Annotated in this window: 15 protein-coding genes; 7 read left to right on the forward strand and 8 right to left on the reverse strand. The window is 65.6% G+C overall.

Going from position 1 to position 14,487, the window contains the following annotated elements; translation table 11 throughout:
* Positions 1–134 precede the first annotated feature (134 nt).
* On the forward strand, positions 135–629 hold the full coding sequence (locus tag VH326_RS08250; RefSeq protein ID WP_329631326.1) for a helix-turn-helix domain-containing protein: 495 nt from the start codon (positions 135–137) through the stop codon (positions 627–629).
* Here the strand turns inward: VH326_RS08250 and VH326_RS08255 are convergent, their stop codons facing one another.
* From VH326_RS08255 to VH326_RS08265, 3 genes are read right to left on the reverse strand one after another with little or no spacing between them, the layout of a single operon-like run.
* A complete protein-coding gene (locus VH326_RS08255; protein WP_329631327.1) occupies positions 630–1,046 on the reverse strand; it encodes a thioesterase family protein in 417 nt (138 codons plus the stop codon).
* On the reverse strand, positions 1,046–1,819 hold the full coding sequence (locus tag VH326_RS08260; RefSeq protein ID WP_329631328.1) for a sulfite exporter TauE/SafE family protein: 774 nt from the start codon (positions 1,817–1,819) through the stop codon (positions 1,046–1,048). The genes VH326_RS08255 and VH326_RS08260 overlap by 1 nt, the downstream gene beginning before the upstream one ends.
* A gap of 10 nt (positions 1,820–1,829) precedes the next feature.
* Positions 1,830–3,038 (reverse strand): LL-diaminopimelate aminotransferase, encoded by a 1,209-nt coding sequence (locus VH326_RS08265; RefSeq protein ID WP_329631329.1) that lies wholly within the window; start codon positions 3,036–3,038, stop codon positions 1,830–1,832.
* A gap of 108 nt (positions 3,039–3,146) precedes the next feature.
* Here VH326_RS08265 and VH326_RS08270 point away from each other — a divergent pair, with 108 nt between their 5' ends.
* The 3 genes from VH326_RS08270 (at position 3,147) to VH326_RS08280 (ending at position 7,809) form a co-directional block, all read left to right on the forward strand.
* A complete protein-coding gene (locus VH326_RS08270; RefSeq protein WP_329631330.1) occupies positions 3,147–4,736 on the forward strand; it encodes a class I poly(R)-hydroxyalkanoic acid synthase in 1,590 nt (529 codons plus the stop codon).
* 100 nt (positions 4,737–4,836) lie between these two features.
* Entirely contained in the window at positions 4,837–5,463 is a 627-nt protein-coding gene (locus VH326_RS08275) for a phasin family protein (protein ID WP_329631331.1), read from the forward strand.
* Between the two features lie 306 nt (positions 5,464–5,769).
* Positions 5,770–7,809, forward strand: a complete 2,040-nt coding sequence (locus VH326_RS08280; RefSeq protein WP_329631332.1) for a TonB-dependent receptor plug domain-containing protein — start codon at positions 5,770–5,772, stop codon at positions 7,807–7,809.
* Here the strand turns inward: VH326_RS08280 and VH326_RS08285 are convergent.
* Genes VH326_RS08285 through VH326_RS08300 form a run of 4 tightly spaced genes read right to left on the reverse strand, consistent with a single transcriptional unit; the run spans position 7,806 to position 8,965 of the window.
* Positions 7,806–8,009: a hypothetical protein gene (locus tag VH326_RS08285; protein WP_329631333.1), complete on the reverse strand. Its 204-nt coding sequence runs from the start codon at positions 8,007–8,009 to the stop codon at positions 7,806–7,808. The genes VH326_RS08280 and VH326_RS08285 overlap by 4 nt on opposite strands.
* A complete protein-coding gene (locus VH326_RS08290; RefSeq protein ID WP_329631334.1) occupies positions 8,009–8,230 on the reverse strand; it encodes a hypothetical protein in 222 nt (73 codons plus the stop codon). The genes VH326_RS08285 and VH326_RS08290 overlap by 1 nt, the downstream gene beginning before the upstream one ends.
* Positions 8,217–8,480, reverse strand: a complete 264-nt coding sequence (locus tag VH326_RS08295) for a helix-turn-helix transcriptional regulator (protein ID WP_329631335.1) — start codon at positions 8,478–8,480, stop codon at positions 8,217–8,219. Before VH326_RS08295 ends, VH326_RS08290 begins: the two co-directional genes overlap by 14 nt.
* Complete coding sequence (locus tag VH326_RS08300) at positions 8,480–8,965, reverse strand: DUF2975 domain-containing protein (RefSeq protein ID WP_329631336.1); 486 nt, start codon at positions 8,963–8,965, stop codon at positions 8,480–8,482. The genes VH326_RS08295 and VH326_RS08300 overlap by 1 nt, the downstream gene beginning before the upstream one ends.
* Before the next feature lie 226 nt (positions 8,966–9,191).
* Here VH326_RS08300 and clpS point away from each other — a divergent pair, with 226 nt between their 5' ends.
* Together clpS and VH326_RS08310 are read left to right on the forward strand one after the other, a co-directional pair.
* The gene (gene clpS, locus VH326_RS08305) at positions 9,192–9,530 is read left to right on the forward strand and encodes an ATP-dependent Clp protease adapter ClpS (protein WP_329631369.1); all 339 of its coding nucleotides are present in this window, start codon (positions 9,192–9,194) and stop codon (positions 9,528–9,530) included.
* Between the two features lie 270 nt (positions 9,531–9,800).
* Positions 9,801–10,832, forward strand: coding sequence for a cell wall hydrolase (locus VH326_RS08310; protein WP_329631337.1), 1,032 nt, complete (start codon positions 9,801–9,803; stop codon positions 10,830–10,832).
* Positions 10,833–10,918: 86 nt separating this feature from the next.
* Here the strand turns inward: VH326_RS08310 and VH326_RS08315 are convergent, their stop codons facing one another.
* A complete protein-coding gene (locus tag VH326_RS08315) occupies positions 10,919–12,817 on the reverse strand; it encodes a S9 family peptidase (RefSeq protein WP_329631338.1) in 1,899 nt (632 codons plus the stop codon).
* 131 nt (positions 12,818–12,948) lie between these two features.
* Here VH326_RS08315 and VH326_RS08320 point away from each other — a divergent pair, with 131 nt between their 5' ends.
* Positions 12,949–14,475, forward strand: coding sequence for an acyl-CoA carboxylase subunit beta (locus VH326_RS08320; RefSeq protein ID WP_329631339.1), 1,527 nt, complete (start codon positions 12,949–12,951; stop codon positions 14,473–14,475).
* The last annotated feature ends 12 nt before the right edge of the window (positions 14,476–14,487 follow it).

Here is a 14,487-nt window from a genome sequence, read left to right on the forward strand (position 1 = left end):
TTCGTAGGTTGCAACGCACAATAGGTTGCGAATCACTACCTAGCGTGTTAGGTTTCCAGTTGCAACTAAAAACGTATATCTATTTTCACGACCACGAAAATACGATACGTTGCCGCAAAAGAGAGAGGATCACGATGGGCGGACACCTGAGGGAGCCGTTACGCGACCTGGTCGAATGCAGCCTGCCCGCCGCGCTTGAGGCGATGGGCGAGCGCTGGAGCTTCATGATCCTGCGCGCGGCGTTCAACGGCCTGCATCATTTCGAGGAGTTCCAGTCGGAGCTCGGCATCGCGCGCAACATCCTCGCCAACCGCCTCGCGCGGCTGGTCGAGCATGGCATCCTCACTCGCGAGGCGCTGCCCGAGGATCGCCGCAAGATCGCCTACGCGCTGACCGACAAGGGCTATGCGCTGTTGCCGACGATGATTTCGCTTCGTCAATGGGGCGAGCGCTGGGAGACCGGCGTGGCCGCGACTCCGGTGCTGGTCGACGCGCGCGACATGCGGCGCATTCAGCCGATCCAGGTGCTGTCGCACGACGGCCGGCCGCTGGGGAAGGGCGACCTTCTCTGGGCATTGCCCGAGGATGTCGTCGGCGAGGACGAACCGTTGCAGCAAGCGGCGGAGTAACTAGCCCGCCAGTTTCTCCAGGAACGCGCGGACGTCGCTCGCGATCGCGATCGGCTTTCCCGTCGGCAAGTGGACGTTGACCACCACCATCGTGATGACCGTGTGCAGCTCGCCGGTGTCTGCGTGGCGAAGCTCGAACACTTGAGTGAGGCTCGACCCGCCGATCCGTTCGATCCTTACCGACGCCTTGATCGTGTCGCCGAGCACGAACGGCTTGCGGTAGTCGATCGCAGCGTGGCGAACGTGGAACTCGGTCTCGGTCCAGGCCGCGCCGAGCGCCGCATCGATCCCGGTCCACTCCCAGAACTCGGTGACCGCAACGTCGGCATATTCGAGGTAGCGCGAGTTGAACACGACCTTCTGCCCGTCGATCTCGGCATAGCGGACCTTGAAGCGAGTCGAGAAAGCGGCCGGCATCAGAACAGCAATTTGACGCCAACGATCGCAAGCACCGTCGCCAGGATCGGTGTCAGCACGCGGTCCGAGACGCGCGTCGCGATCAGGCTGCCGGCAATGATCCCCGGAATCGATCCGACCAGCAGCGACACGAGCAACGCGCCGTCGACCGCCCCCAGCCACCAATGTCCGAGCCCGGCGAGCAAGGTCAGCGGCACGGCGTGCGCGATGTCGGACCCGACCAAGCGGTTCATCGGCGCGGTCGGATAGAGGATCAGCAAGGCGGTCATGCCGAGCGCGCCCGCCCCAACCGAGGTCAGCGAGACCAAAGTCCCCAGCACCACGCCGAGCAGGATCGTGAACAGGGTCAGCCGGCTGCCCGTCGCTGCGCCGACCCGCGGCGTCAGATAGGCGACGATTCGCGCGCGAAAGATCGTCGCCACCGCCGACAGGATCAGCACGACGCCGAGGATCAGCGATATCGTCTTGCCCGTGCTTGCCGAATGCTCGCCTGCGTGGTTGAGCGCTGCCAGCGTCAACGCGGTCGCCGGCAGGCTGCCGGCCGCCAGCCGCAGCACCACCTTCCAGTCGACCGTCCCCCGCCAGCCGTGCACCGTTGTCCCGACCGTCTTGGTCGCCGATGCGTAGAGCAGATCGGTGCCGACGGCGGTCGCCGGGGCGAAGCCGAACACCAGGACGAGCAACGGCGTCATCAGCGACCCGCCGCCGACCCCGGTCAGTCCCACGACGAGCCCGACCAGCACGCCGGCGATCGAATAGCGCGGATCGATCATGCGGTGCCGCTCAACCCGCCGACGCGCCGCGAGTGTTGACCCCCATCGATTGCAGATAGCGCTTCACGTTGCGCGCGGCCTGGCGCAGCCGTTGCTCGTTTTCGACCATCGCGATCCGCACGAACCCTTCTCCATTCTCGCCATAGCCCACCCCTGGGGCAACCGCGACCTGAGCGCATGTCAGCAATTGTTTGGAGAACTCAAGGCTGCCTAGGTGCGCGAGCGCGGGCGGCAGCGGCGCCCAGGCGAACATCGACGCGGGCGGCGAGGGGATGTCCCACCCGGCGCGGCCGAAGCTTTCGACCAGCACGTCGCGGCGCTTATGATAGAGCTGGCGGTTCTTCTCGACGATGTCCTGCGGACCGTTGAGCGCCGCGCAAGCCGCGGCCTGGATGGGCGTGAACGCGCCGTAATCGAGGTACGACTTCACCCGAGTCATCGCCGCGATCAGCGTGGCGTTGCCGACCGCGAACCCCATCCGCCAGCCCGCCATCGAATAGGTCTTCGACAGCGACGTGAACTCGATCGCGACGTCCTTGGCACCCCTGACCTGAAGGATGGAGACGGTCGGATTGCCGTCGTAATAGAGCTCCGAATAAGCGAGGTCGGAGACGATCCAGACCTGGTTCTCCTTCGCCCAGGCGACCAGCCGCTCGTAGAAAGCGAGGTCGACCGTCTCCGCCGTTGGGTTCGACGGGTAATTGACCACCAGGATCGACGGGCGCGGGACGGTGAACGCGATCGCGCGCTCGAGCGCTTCGAAATAGGCTTCGTCGGGCGTCGTCGGCACCGCGCGGATCGTCGCGCCTGCGATGATGAAGCCGAACGTGTGGATCGGGTAGCTCGGGTTGGGCGCGAGTACGACGTCGCCCGGCGCGGTGATCGCGGTGGCGAGGCTGGCGAGCCCCTCCTTCGATCCCATCGTGACGACGACTTCGCGCTCGGGATCGATCTCGACTCCGAAGCGCCGGCCGTAATAATTGGCCTGCGCACGCCTGAGCCCGGGGATGCCCTTCGACTGCGAGTAACCGTGCGCGTCGGGTTTCTGCGCGACCTCGACGAGCTTGTCGATGACGTGCGGCGGCGGCGGCAGATCGGGGTTGCCCATGCCGAGGTCAATGATGTCCTCGCCTTTGGCGCGCGCGGCCGCGCGCATGCCGTTGACCTCGGCGATGATGTACGGCGGCAGCCGCTTGATGCGGTAGAATTCCTCGGACATGCGCCACTAGTGCCGCGCCGTAGCGGACAGGGAAAGCGGAAACGGAAAGCGCGCCCAATCGTCGCGTCGGCACGTGCAAAATCTGCGCGGATAACCTAGATCGGATCGATGGCCGACGACCCGACCCCCCCCGAGCCGCAATCCCCGCCCGTTGCGGGCATCCGGGCGGTGCTCGATGCCTGGGGGCAAATCCTCGCGCCGGTCGCCGCCGCCGGTCGCGACAAGGTCGATCCCAAGGATCGCCGCTTCGCCGGCCCCGAATGGGAGCATCCGGTGTTCGACCTGATGCGGCAGAATTATGCGATGATGGCCGACGCGATGATGGCGTCGGTCGACCAGGCGCCGGGGCTCGACGACGACGCGCGGGCGCGCGCGCGGTTCGCGATGCGGACGTTGGTCGAGGCGATGAGCCCGGCCAATTCGCCGTTCACCAACCCGAAGGCCTTGAACAAGGCGCTCGACACCGGCGGCGCTAGCTTGGCTGAAGGTTTCGCCAAGCTGCTCGCGGATTTCCAGCGCGGCCAGCTCACGCATACCGACCGCGATGCGTTCGAGGTCGGCCGCAACATCGCCACCACGCCCGGCAAGGTGGTCCACGAGACGCCGCTCTACCAGTTGATTCAATACGCCCCGACGACGGACAAGGTCGCCGCGATCCCGCTGGTGATCTTCCCGCCCTGGATCAACCGCTTCTACATCCTCGATCTCAGCCCGGAGAAGAGCTTCATCCGCTGGGCGGTCGGGCAGGGGCTGAGCGTGTTCATGGTCAGCTGGAAATCCGCCGACGCCAGCATGACCGACGTGATGTGGGACGATTACATCGCCGCCCAGATCGACGCGATCGACACGATCCGCGACGCGCTCGACGTCAAGGCGGTGCATGCGATCGGCTATTGCGTCGCGGGGACGACGCTCGCCGCGACGCTTGCGGTGCTGGCGGCGAAGGGCGAGGCGAAGAAGGTCAAGAGCGCGACCTTCTTCACCGCGCAGGTCGATTTTTCGGAAAGCGGCGAGCTCGGCAACTTCATCGACGACGCCTATCTCCAACTGATCGAGACATTGTCGGGGCAGGGTTATCTCGACGGGCGCTATCTCGCGGCGACCTTCAACATGCTGCGCGGCAAGGATCTGATCTGGAACCCCGTCGTCAACCATTACCTGATGGGCGAAAAGCACCCGAGCTTTGATCTGCTCCACTGGAACGGCGACACCACCAACCTGCCGGCGAAGTGGCACAAGGCGTATCTGATCGACCTCTATCGCGACAACAAGCTGGCACAGCCGGGCGGGGTGGAGGCGCTCGGCGTGGCGATCGACCTGTCGAAGGTGAAGACGCCGGCCTATGTCCAGGCGGGGCGCGAGGACCATATCGCGCCGGCCGAAAGCGTGTGGAAGATCACCCACCATTTCGCCGGGCCGCTCAAGTTCGTGCTCGCGGGGTCGGGGCATATCGCCGGCGTGGTGAATCCGCCCGCCGCGGGAAAATACCAATATTGGACGGGAGATTCGTCGGCCGGTTCGCTCGACGACTTCGTTAGCAGTGCTACAGAGCATAAGGGCAGCTGGTGGCCCGACTGGATCGCGTGGATCCGCGGGCACGACGCCAGGCAAGTGCCCGCGACTGGCGCGCGCGTGCCCGGCAAGGGAAAGCTTGCCGCGATCGAGGACGCCCCGGGGCGCTACGTCAAGGCGCGCTGATCCCGCCGTGCGGGGGTTATGCTGCACCGCACAAAACTCTTGACTATCGCTTCCAATCGCCTATTTGTGCACTGCAGCAATGATGCTTGCGGAGGTGATGATGGCGTCCAGGACTCCCGTTTCGAAGACTGCGGCGAAGAAGCCTGCGGTCCAGAAGCCGGTCGTCGCCAAGGCGCCATCGGTCAAGGCCGCCGCCAAGCCAAAGATCGAAGCCGCTGCCGCGGAACAGCCGGTATGGCCGGTCGTCGAGACTGCCATGGAAAAGGCCGCTGTTCCCGGACCTGCCAAAACCCATTCCGCCGCCGCCAAAGCCGCGCCGGCGCAACCCAAGGAAGTGACCAAGATGGAAGCCACGATCAAGACCGCCGCGGCCAAGGGCCAAGCATATTTCGCCGACCTCAACGAGTTCAACAAGGGCAACGTCGAGGCGTTGGTCGAATCGAGCAAGATCGCCGCAACCGGCCTGCAGTCGCTCGGCCAAGGCTATGCCGACTATGCGCGCCGCCAGTTCGAGGGCGTCACCGCCACGATGAAGAGCTTCGCCGGCGTCAAGTCGCCGACCGAGCTGATGACGCTCCACGCCGACTTCGTTCGCGGCCAGTTCGACTCGCTCGTCGCCGAGACCTCGAAGAACACCGAAGCGATGCTCAAGCTCGCCGGTGACGTCGCCAAGCCGATCTCGAACCGAGTCGCGCTTGCCGCCGAGAAGCTGAAGGTCGCCGCGTAAGCGAGCACCTCGGCCGCACGGCCGGATGATTTGGGGCGGCCGCCGGGACACCGGCGGCCGCCCTTTTTCGTGCCCTACGCGGGGTCCGCTGAAGGCGACTTGACCGCACGTCGGAGTGTGCTATCACAATAATACAGCTTGACGGGGACGAGCGATCGACTACAGGCGTAATCGTAACGATTACCAATGTGGTCGATTGGTGGAGAGAGCTTGATGTCCCGTCTCGGTTGCTTGCGGCTGCGCGCCGCGTTGCTTGGCGCCGCTGCATTGGTTGCCCCGTCGATCGCTCACGCTCAATCGGCGCCCGTGCCGGCCCCGGCTCCTGCGCCCACCTCCGATCCAGCGATCGTCCCGCCGCCGCAACCCGTGTCGGTCGCGGGCGCCAAGCGAGTCTATCTCCCTGCCGACTTCGCGCGCTTCGCGCCGCGCACCGCGTACGACATGCTCGCGCAAGTCCCCGGCTTCACGATCCGCAGCGCCGATCAGGAGCGCGGGCTCGGCCAGGCGTCGGAGAACGTGCTGATCAACGGCGAGCGGATCGCCAACAAATCGGGCGGCGCGATCGACGAGCTGCAGAAGGTGCCCGCCGCCAATGTCGAGCGGATCGAGATCGTCGACGCCGCCAGCCTGGGCATCGCCGGGCTGGTAGGCCAGGTCGCCAACGTCATCGTCAAGTCGACCGGGGGCAGGGGCCAGTTCGAATGGAACCCCAATTTCCGCGCGCATTTCGCGCACCCGTATTGGTTCCAGGGGTCGATCAGTTACTCGGGCAAAGCGGCAAGCTGGCTCGACTACACGCTGTCGGTCCAGGACAGTGGGGGGCGCGGCGGGTTCGGCGGTCCAGTGTTCATCACCGACCCGAGCGGGGCTCTGATCGAGACTCGGACCGAAACCTATCACAGCGAAGCCGATCTGGTCACCGCCAAGGCCAAGTTCGGGATCAAGGGGCCGGGCTCCGCCAAGGGCAATCTGACGCTGGCGCTGACACCCTATTTCAATCCCGGCTTCGACGGCGACATTCGCGTGCGCGCCGACGGCAACGATCGCAGCCGGTCGACCGTAACCAAGCTCAACGGCCTCTATTACGATATCAGCGGCGACTATGATTTCCGCCTTGGGCCGGGCCGGCTCAAGCTGATCGGGCTGCGCCATCTCGACCACGAGCCGGTCGTGACCACCCAGATCACCGATTATGACAGCGGCGTGCCGAGTGACGGCATCCGCTTCGGGCGCAATTCGTTGATCGGCGAAACCGTCGGCCGTGCCGAGTATTCGTGGAAGACCGGCAAGAGCGCATGGCAGATATCGTTCGAGCGCGCGTTCAACTCGCTCGACCAGCGCGGCTCGTTGTTTCAGCTGTCGCCGGCCGGCAGCTTCGACAAGGTGCCCTTCCCCGGCGGGTCGGGCAAGGTCGAGGAGGTGCGTTACGAAGGCACCGCGACGTTCAGTCGTCCGCTCGGGCCGAAGCTCGATGTCCAGCTCGTGCTCGGTGCCGAGCAAAGCACGCTCGACCGAGTCGACGGCAACCTTCCGCCGCGCAAATTCTTTCGGCCCAAGGGCAGCATCTCGCTCGGCTGGCGGCCGTCGGCGGGCTGGGACGCCAGCCTGAAACTGCGCCGCCGCGTCGGACAGATCAGCTTCTACGATTTCCTGTCGCAGCCCAATCTGCAGCAGGATCGCCAGAATGCCGGCAATCCCGACCTCGTCCCGCCGCAGAGTTGGGAGCTCGAGGGTGAAGTCGGGCGCGAGCTGGGCAAATGGGGCAAGACGCGGCTGCGCGGCTATGCGCACCGAATCGACGACATTGTCGACATCATCCCGATCGGCCCGAACGACGAAGGCGTCGGCAATCTGCCGCGCGCGACTCGCTACGGGGTGGAAAGCACCAGCACCTTCCAATTCGATCCGATCGGCTGGCGCGGCGCCAAGCTCGACGCGACATTGGGCTTCGAAAGCACCCGCGTGCGCGACCCGCTGACCGGCTTGGATCGCGCGATCAGCGGGACGCGCGACCGCTGGGCGAGCTTCTCGTTTCGCCAGGACGTGCCGCACAGCCAGTTCGCTTATGGCGCCGACGCGCAATACGAACATTACAGCCGCACCTTCTACCCTACCGAAGTCTCGCGCAGCTGGGAGGGGCCGTGGTTCGTCAGCGGCTTCATCGAGCGCAAGAACCTCGCAGGGATGACCGTGCGGCTCGGCGTCACCAACATCTTCAACGCGCGGCACTTCTACGACCGCTACGTCTATGACGGCCGGCGCAACGTCTCGCCCTTGCTGTTCCGCGAAAATCACGACCAGTTGATCGGGCCGATCTTTTCCATGTCGGTGCGCGGCAACTTCTAGACGGCCGCGGTCCAGCGGTCGCCGCGAGCGATCAAGTACCGTCGCGCGACGTAGCCCCATGGCAATACCAGCGGCATCAGCACGACCCCGAGCGCGGTGGCTCGAAGCGTCTCCGCGGTGTCGGGAGTGAGCAGCCCGGCGCGCCACATCGGCAGCCCGAACGCGATCATCCAGACCGATTTCCACACGAAATCGAGCATCAGCAGCGGCAAGAGTGAAGCGGATAGCGTAACCCCAGCCAGGCCATCACCCACATTCCAGCGAGAAAGCTCGGGATCACGCCGGTCGATTGCGGCGGATGAGCGAACAGATTGGGCAGATACGCGATCGCCAGCCCGATGATCATCAGCAGGTACGCAGCACGTAATACGTTGAGCCGCCATAGCGGCACGACGTGCTGGGGGACATCAGTCGGGGTCATGGCCATCCTTTCGTTCCGCATCGTGAAGGTGAGGCGCAGCACGGTCGTCAGGTGCGAATTCGAGAATGTCGCCCGGCTGGCAATCGAGCACCGCGCAGATCGCCTCGAGCGTCGAGAAACGGATCGCGCGCGCCTTGCCGGTCTTGAGGATCGACAGATTGGCCAGCGTGATATCGATCGCCTCGGCGAGTTGAGTCAGCGTCATCCGCCGGTCATGGAGCCGATCATCGAGCCGGACGGTGATCGGCATCACACCGTTCCTTCGAGGTCGTCGCGCATCGCCGCGCCCTCGCGGAATACGCCCGCCAGCACGAACAGCAGCACGACCGCCAGCCAGCCGGTGATTGTGCCCGCGCCGCCGAGCTTGAGCGGCGCGTCGCCGGTTGCGATCGACGCGGCAATCGCCGCTACCGCAACATGGATCAATTGCAGCGCGAGCAACGCCCAGGCGATCGTCTGGATCCGTGCGGCGTTGACGCGGGTGAACGGATCGCGCGCGCGCACTGTCTTGACGATCCGCGCCAAAGCGCGAAGCACGACGGCGGCGATCGGCACCGATATGATTCCCGCGCCGACGATCGCGCGCATTCCCGCCTCGCCGCCCGGCCGCTCCGCGATCGAGACGACGCCGAGCCCTTGCCATAGCCACGCCGCCTGCTGAAAGCTGACGAACAGCAACGCGAGCAGCAGCGCGCCCGCGATCCAGTTGAAGATGATCAGGATGCGAAGCGTCACCCACGCAATCGATAGGGCAGCAGTCTGGGACACGAGTCACCTCATCGATAAACAACGATAAGGATATCGATAAACAATAATCTCTGTTGATGCAAGCCGTCTTCGAGCTTGTCTTGAGGAGGACACCACGTCGGCGAAAAAGCTCGGTTAACGCCCGCCCGGCCTCTTGCCCTGCCGCCTCCCAATGCCATATTTCGACGCGAGCATGATCGACCGCATTCGCAATATGGCCAATGACCCCGATCGGGGTGACGACGACGGCAAGGACGGCACTGGCCTCGGCCTGGCGACGCGCACGCGCACGCGCACCAAACAGCCGACGCCGTACCGCGTGCTGATGCTCAACGACGATTATACCCCAATGGAATTCGTCGTTTTGTGCCTCCAGCAATTCTTCCGCATGTCGATCGAGGAAGCGACGCGAGTAATGTTCCACGTCCACCAGAAGGGCGTCGGGGTGTGCGGCGTGTTCACCTATGAGGTGGCCGAGACCAAGGTCGCGCAAGTGATGGATTTCGCGCGGCAGAACCAGCACCCGCTGCAATGCACGCTGGAGAAGGCGTAACCGCGACGCGGATAGCGTAGCTATTCGCGCAGCGGCAAGCCCGGCCGGCGGCACATCAGCGCCGTCCGACGACGCGGGCTTTACGGCGGCGCCCCCGCAATTGCTCGATCGGCGCTAACGGATCGACAAGTGATCGCCGCATTCGATCCGAAAAATTGCGTTAACCATCAATAGTTTCACGCTGGGACACGGCCAAATTCGCGGGCGAATTCCCGGCGCTTTTCGGGTAGGCGCTCACGCGCCGGGACGGACCCGGTAAAAGGAATTCAGGTGGCGGGCACGCAACGGGTTGGAATAAAGCGGCGGCGCGCGCTCTGGTTCGCGCTGCTCGTCGTGCTGCCCGTGCTCGCGGTGTCGGCAAAGGCGGCGGTGGTCGAATATTATACGCGCCAGATCCACGCGCAGCGGATCGTGACCGCGCTCGCCGTCCATCGCACCGGCCCGGCAACGATCGCAGCCGCCTACACGCCCGATCCCAACGCCGCTCCGATGACCGGTACCACCGGCACGATCGACATTAGCGGCCTCGCCGTGCCTGCCAACGCAGTGCTCAGCCCGGACCTCGACGGCACCGTCCGCCCGGCGCAGCCCTTCACGATGAACGGGGCGAGCGCGCTCGACCGCGGGCGCGCGCTCGATTGCCTGTCGACCGCAATCTATTACGAAGCCGCGTCGGAGAGCGACGACGGCCAGCGCGCGGTGGCGCAAGTCATCCTCAACCGCGTGCGCCACCCGGCGTTCCCGTCGACGGTGTGCGGCGTGATCTACCAAGGCTCCGAGCGCGCCACCGGCTGCCAGTTCAGCTATGCCTGCGATGGATCGATGGCGCGGCCGCGCTCGGCGGCGGCGATGGCGCGCGCGACCCGGATCGCCGCGGCGGCACTCGACGGGTACGTGTTCGGCCCGGTCGGCCTCGCGACGCATTATCACACCTACGCGGTGACCCCGTCGTGGAACCGCGCGCTGGTGATGACCGACGCGATCGGCGCGCATTTCTTCCATCGCTGGAAGGGTTATTGGGGCACGGCAGCCGCGTTCAGCAACGCGCGCTATCATGGCGGCGAGCCGATGCCGGGGCCGTATCGCAAGTTCGATCCGGCGCTGCCGTTCGCGCCGCCGAGCGCGATGGCGTTGGCGGCGCCTGGTGAACATACGCCGATGGCCCGCACCGACGCCGCGGCGATCCAGCCCGGCTATCAGGACGCGAGTCTCGCCAAGGCACCGGTGGCGAGCGACGACAAGCTGCCGCCCGCGTCGCAGATCCTCGATCGCTGGAAGGATTCGGGACAGCCGCTGCGCTGAAGAATCGTCGCCCCGGCGCAGGCCGGGGCCGCTACGTCAGCGACCCAACTCAGCGGTCGCGGCCTCCGCCTCCGCCGCGAAGACGCTCACTTGCCCAGATACTTTGCCCACCACGCGAACACGCGCTTCTTGAGATCCATCAGATGCTCGGGCTGGCGGATGCCGTGGCCCTCGTCCGGGTAGATCATCAGCGTCGTCGGCACGCCGATTTCCTTGAGGGCGTGCCAATATTCGATCGACTGGGTCGGCGGCACCTCGATATCGCGCTCGCCCACATAGATGAAGGTCGGGGTCCGCGCCTTCTTGATGTAGGTGATCGCCGATGCTTCGACATAGGGCTTGGGGTCGTCATACGCCGACTTGCCGAAGAACGGGATCATCCACTGGTCGATTCCGTTGGTGCCGTAATAGCTGATCCAGTCGGACAGGCCGGCGCCCGCGACGATCGCCTTGAAGCGATTGGTCTGGGTGTTCGCCCACATCGCCATGAACCCGCCATAGCTGCCCCCGGTCAGCCCGAGCCGGCTGTCGTCGATCGGGGCGGCGCGCTCGGCGGCGTCGACGCCCGCCAGGATGTCGCGCAAGTCGCCGCCGCCGAAGTCGCGCTTGTTGGCGGCGGTGAACGCTTCACCCTGGCCATAGCTGCCGCGCGGATTGGGGTAGAAGACGTAATAGCCGGCATTGACGTACTCGGCGTCGGGCGAGCCGGCGGACACGAACCGCGGCGTCGAGGCGGCCGACGGCCCGCCATGGACGTTGACGATCATCGCTGCCTTGGTCGCGGGCGGGGTGCGCGGGCCGACCAGCCAGCCTTGAATGGTGTAGCCGTCGTTGGTCCAGGTGATGCTCCTTGCAGAGACGACCGGCTCGATCGAATCGTTGTCGCTGGTGATCTTGCGCGGGGCACGCGTCGGGCCGGCATAGATGGCAGGAGCGTGCTCGAAGTCTGAGACGATCGTCGCCATCGCCGATCCGTCGGCGCTGTACGCGACTCGGCCGTCGCTCGCCGAAAAGCTCGACGGCTGCGCCCACAGGACTTGCGTGCCCTTGCCCGGGATCAGCGCCGCGACCTGGCCGTCGGCGCCCATCAGCCGCGTGTCGCGAATGCCCCCGCGAGTCCAGTCGAGCGAGGTCACCGTCGCCTTTTCGCTTTTGGTGACGTCGACCGGGTCGCCGCCCGCGAACGGCACCGTCCAGATATCGCCGCCGACCGATCCGAAGTCGCTCATCAGCCCGCCGATGAACGCAACCGTCCGCCCATCGGGCGAGATTCGCGGGAAGTTGATCTGGGTCTTGGGCGTTGCGATATTGCGCACCGCGCCGGTTCGCGCGTCGATCGCGTCGAGCGTCGCGACCCACCAATTGTTGTCGCCGTTGCCAAGCGCGGTGGTCGCGACGAACCCGGTACTATCGGGGGTCCAGTCGTATTCGTAGACGTAGCGGTCGGCGGGCGACACCGGCGCGACGTCGGTGATTGGCTTGCCGGCGAGATCGAACACCGCGATCCGCTGCTCGTCGTTGGTTTCGCCGATCTCGCCGACCTGGCGCACGCCCGGCTGAGTCGCGCCCGATTCCTTGGCGGCGCCGATCGTGACGAGCAGAGCGATCCGCTTGCCGTCGGGCGAGAAGCGCGGGGTCTGCGCGATCCCCTTGATCGTGGCGATCGTCCGCACCGCTTTGCCGTCGCCGAGCACCAACGTCACCGTGCCGCTGGCGCGGTCGCGCTGTAGCCAGGCGAGCGCGCCGCCCGCGCCGAACGTCAGCCCCGAATAGCTGCACGCCGCGCACGGATCGATCGTCGTCAGGACATGTCCGTCTCTCGCCGACCGGATGACGATCTTGCCGTGCGCGAACCCTTCGCCTTCGACGCTCGCGATGCGATCGCCGGCGGGAGATAGCGCCAGCCCCGAATAGGAATGGAGCGGGGCGGCGAGTGCCGGGGTGGCGGTGGAGATCAGCAGGGCGGCGGCGAGGGCAAGGCGCATGGGCGACTCCTTGAGGGGCGGGAAAGGCGCCCCTCGTTAGACGCTTGCGCGCGCGGGAAAAAGACCCGCTACCCAGCTCGGCTCGCGTGCGCGGTTGCGTTCCTTTTCGAAAAGGCCAAAAAGCACCGCCCATGTCGTCGACCATCGAAGAACTCGCCCGCCGCCGCGAGGCTGCCCGCCTCGGCGGCGGCGAAAAGCGCATCGCCGCACAACACGCCAAGGGCAAGCTCACCGCGCGCGAGCGGCTCGACGTGCTGCTCGACCAAGGCAGTTTCGAGGAGCTCGACATGTTCGTCGAGCACAATTGCGTCGATTTCGGGATGCAGGACCAAGTCATCCCGGGCGACGGCGTGGTGACGGGCACCGGCACGATCAACGGCCGGCTGGTGTGCGTGTTCAGCCAGGACTTCACAGTGTTCGGCGGATCGCTGTCCGAACGTCACGCGCAGAAGATCTGCAAGGTGATGGACCTGGCGATGAAGATCGGCGCGCCGGTGATCGGCCTCAACGATTCGGGCGGCGCGCGGATTCAGGAGGGCGTGGCGTCGCTCGGCGGCTATGCCGAGGTGTTCCAGCGCAACGTCCTGGCGTCGGGCGTGGTGCCGCAGATTTCGCTCATCATGGGGCCATGCGCCGGCGGCGCGGTCTATTCGCCGGCGATGACCGACTTCATCTTCATGGTGAAGGATTCGAGCTACATGTTCGTCACCGGCCCCGACGTGGTAAAGACGGTGACCAACGAGGTGGTGACTCAGGAGGCCTTGGGCGGGGCGGTCACGCACACCACCAAGACGTCGGTCGCCGACAACGCGTTCAACGACGACATCGAGGCATTGCTCGCCGCCCGGGACTTCGTCGATTTTCTCCCCGCGTCGAACCGGGAAGCGGTGCCCGAGCGCCCCACCGCCGATCCGTGGGACCGGATCGAGGACAGCCTCGACACGCTAATCCCGGCCAGCGCCAACCAGCCGTACGACATGCACGAGCTGATCCGCAAAACCGTGGACGAGGGCGATTTCTTCGAGGTTCAGCCGGCGCATGCCGCGAACATCATCGTCGGGTTCGGCCGGATCGAGGGCCGCACCGTCGGCGTCGTCGCCAACCAGCCGATGGTGCTGGCGGGGGTGCTCGACATCAACTCGTCGAAGAAAGCCGCGCGCTTCGTTCGCTTCTGCGACGCGTTCGATATTCCGATCGTCACCTTCGTCGATGTCCCCGGTTTCCTGCCCGGCACCGCCCAAGAGCACAACGGCATCATCAAGCACGGCGCCAAATTGCTGTTCGCCTATGCCGAGGCGACCGTGCCCAAGATTACCGTCATCACCCGCAAGGCCTATGGCGGCGCGTACGACGTGATGGCGTCGAAGCATTTGCGCGGCGACCTCAACTATGCCTGGCCGACCGCCGAGATCGCGGTGATGGGCGCGAAGGGCGCGGTCGAGATCATCTTCCGTGGGCGTACGCCCGAGGAAATCGCCGAACGCACCGCCGAATACGAAGCGCGCTTCGCCAACCCGTTCGTCGCGGCATCGAAGGGCTTCATCGACGAAGTCATCCAACCCCACTCGACCCGCCGCCGCATCGCGCTAGGATTGCGCAAGCTGCGCAACAAGCAGCTCGAGAATCCCTGGAAGAAGCACGACAATATCCCCCTCTGACTCGCCCCTTGA

Source organism: Sphingomonas sp. (genome assembly GCF_036269755.1).
GTDB lineage: Bacteria > Pseudomonadota > Alphaproteobacteria > Sphingomonadales > Sphingomonadaceae > Sphingomonas.

What these genes read in the sequence shown, in the direction of transcription:
- VH326_RS08275 (WP_329631331.1), top strand. Translation starts at nt 4,837, where the DNA reads ATGGCGTCCAGGACTCCCGTTTCGAAGACTGCGGCGAAGAAGCCTGCG.
- VH326_RS08290 (WP_329631334.1), bottom strand. Translation starts at nt 8,230, where the DNA reads ATGACCCCGACTGATGTCCCCCAGCACGTCGTGCCGCTATGGCGGCTC.
- VH326_RS08255 (WP_329631327.1), bottom strand. Translation starts at nt 1,046, where the DNA reads ATGCCGGCCGCTTTCTCGACTCGCTTCAAGGTCCGCTATGCCGAGATC.
- VH326_RS08285 (WP_329631333.1), bottom strand. Translation starts at nt 8,009, where the DNA reads ATGCTCGATTTCGTGTGGAAATCGGTCTGGATGATCGCGTTCGGGCTG.
- VH326_RS08295 (WP_329631335.1), bottom strand. Translation starts at nt 8,480, where the DNA reads ATGCCGATCACCGTCCGGCTCGATGATCGGCTCCATGACCGGCGGATG.
- VH326_RS08315 (WP_329631338.1), bottom strand. Translation starts at nt 12,817, where the DNA reads ATGCGCCTTGCCCTCGCCGCCGCCCTGCTGATCTCCACCGCCACCCCG.
- VH326_RS08250 (WP_329631326.1), top strand. Translation starts at nt 135, where the DNA reads ATGGGCGGACACCTGAGGGAGCCGTTACGCGACCTGGTCGAATGCAGC.
- VH326_RS08265 (WP_329631329.1), bottom strand. Translation starts at nt 3,038, where the DNA reads ATGTCCGAGGAATTCTACCGCATCAAGCGGCTGCCGCCGTACATCATC.
- VH326_RS08260 (WP_329631328.1), bottom strand. Translation starts at nt 1,819, where the DNA reads ATGATCGATCCGCGCTATTCGATCGCCGGCGTGCTGGTCGGGCTCGTC.
- VH326_RS08320 (WP_329631339.1), top strand. Translation starts at nt 12,949, where the DNA reads ATGTCGTCGACCATCGAAGAACTCGCCCGCCGCCGCGAGGCTGCCCGC.
- clpS (WP_329631369.1), top strand. Translation starts at nt 9,192, where the DNA reads ATGGCCAATGACCCCGATCGGGGTGACGACGACGGCAAGGACGGCACT.
- VH326_RS08270 (WP_329631330.1), top strand. Translation starts at nt 3,147, where the DNA reads ATGGCCGACGACCCGACCCCCCCCGAGCCGCAATCCCCGCCCGTTGCG.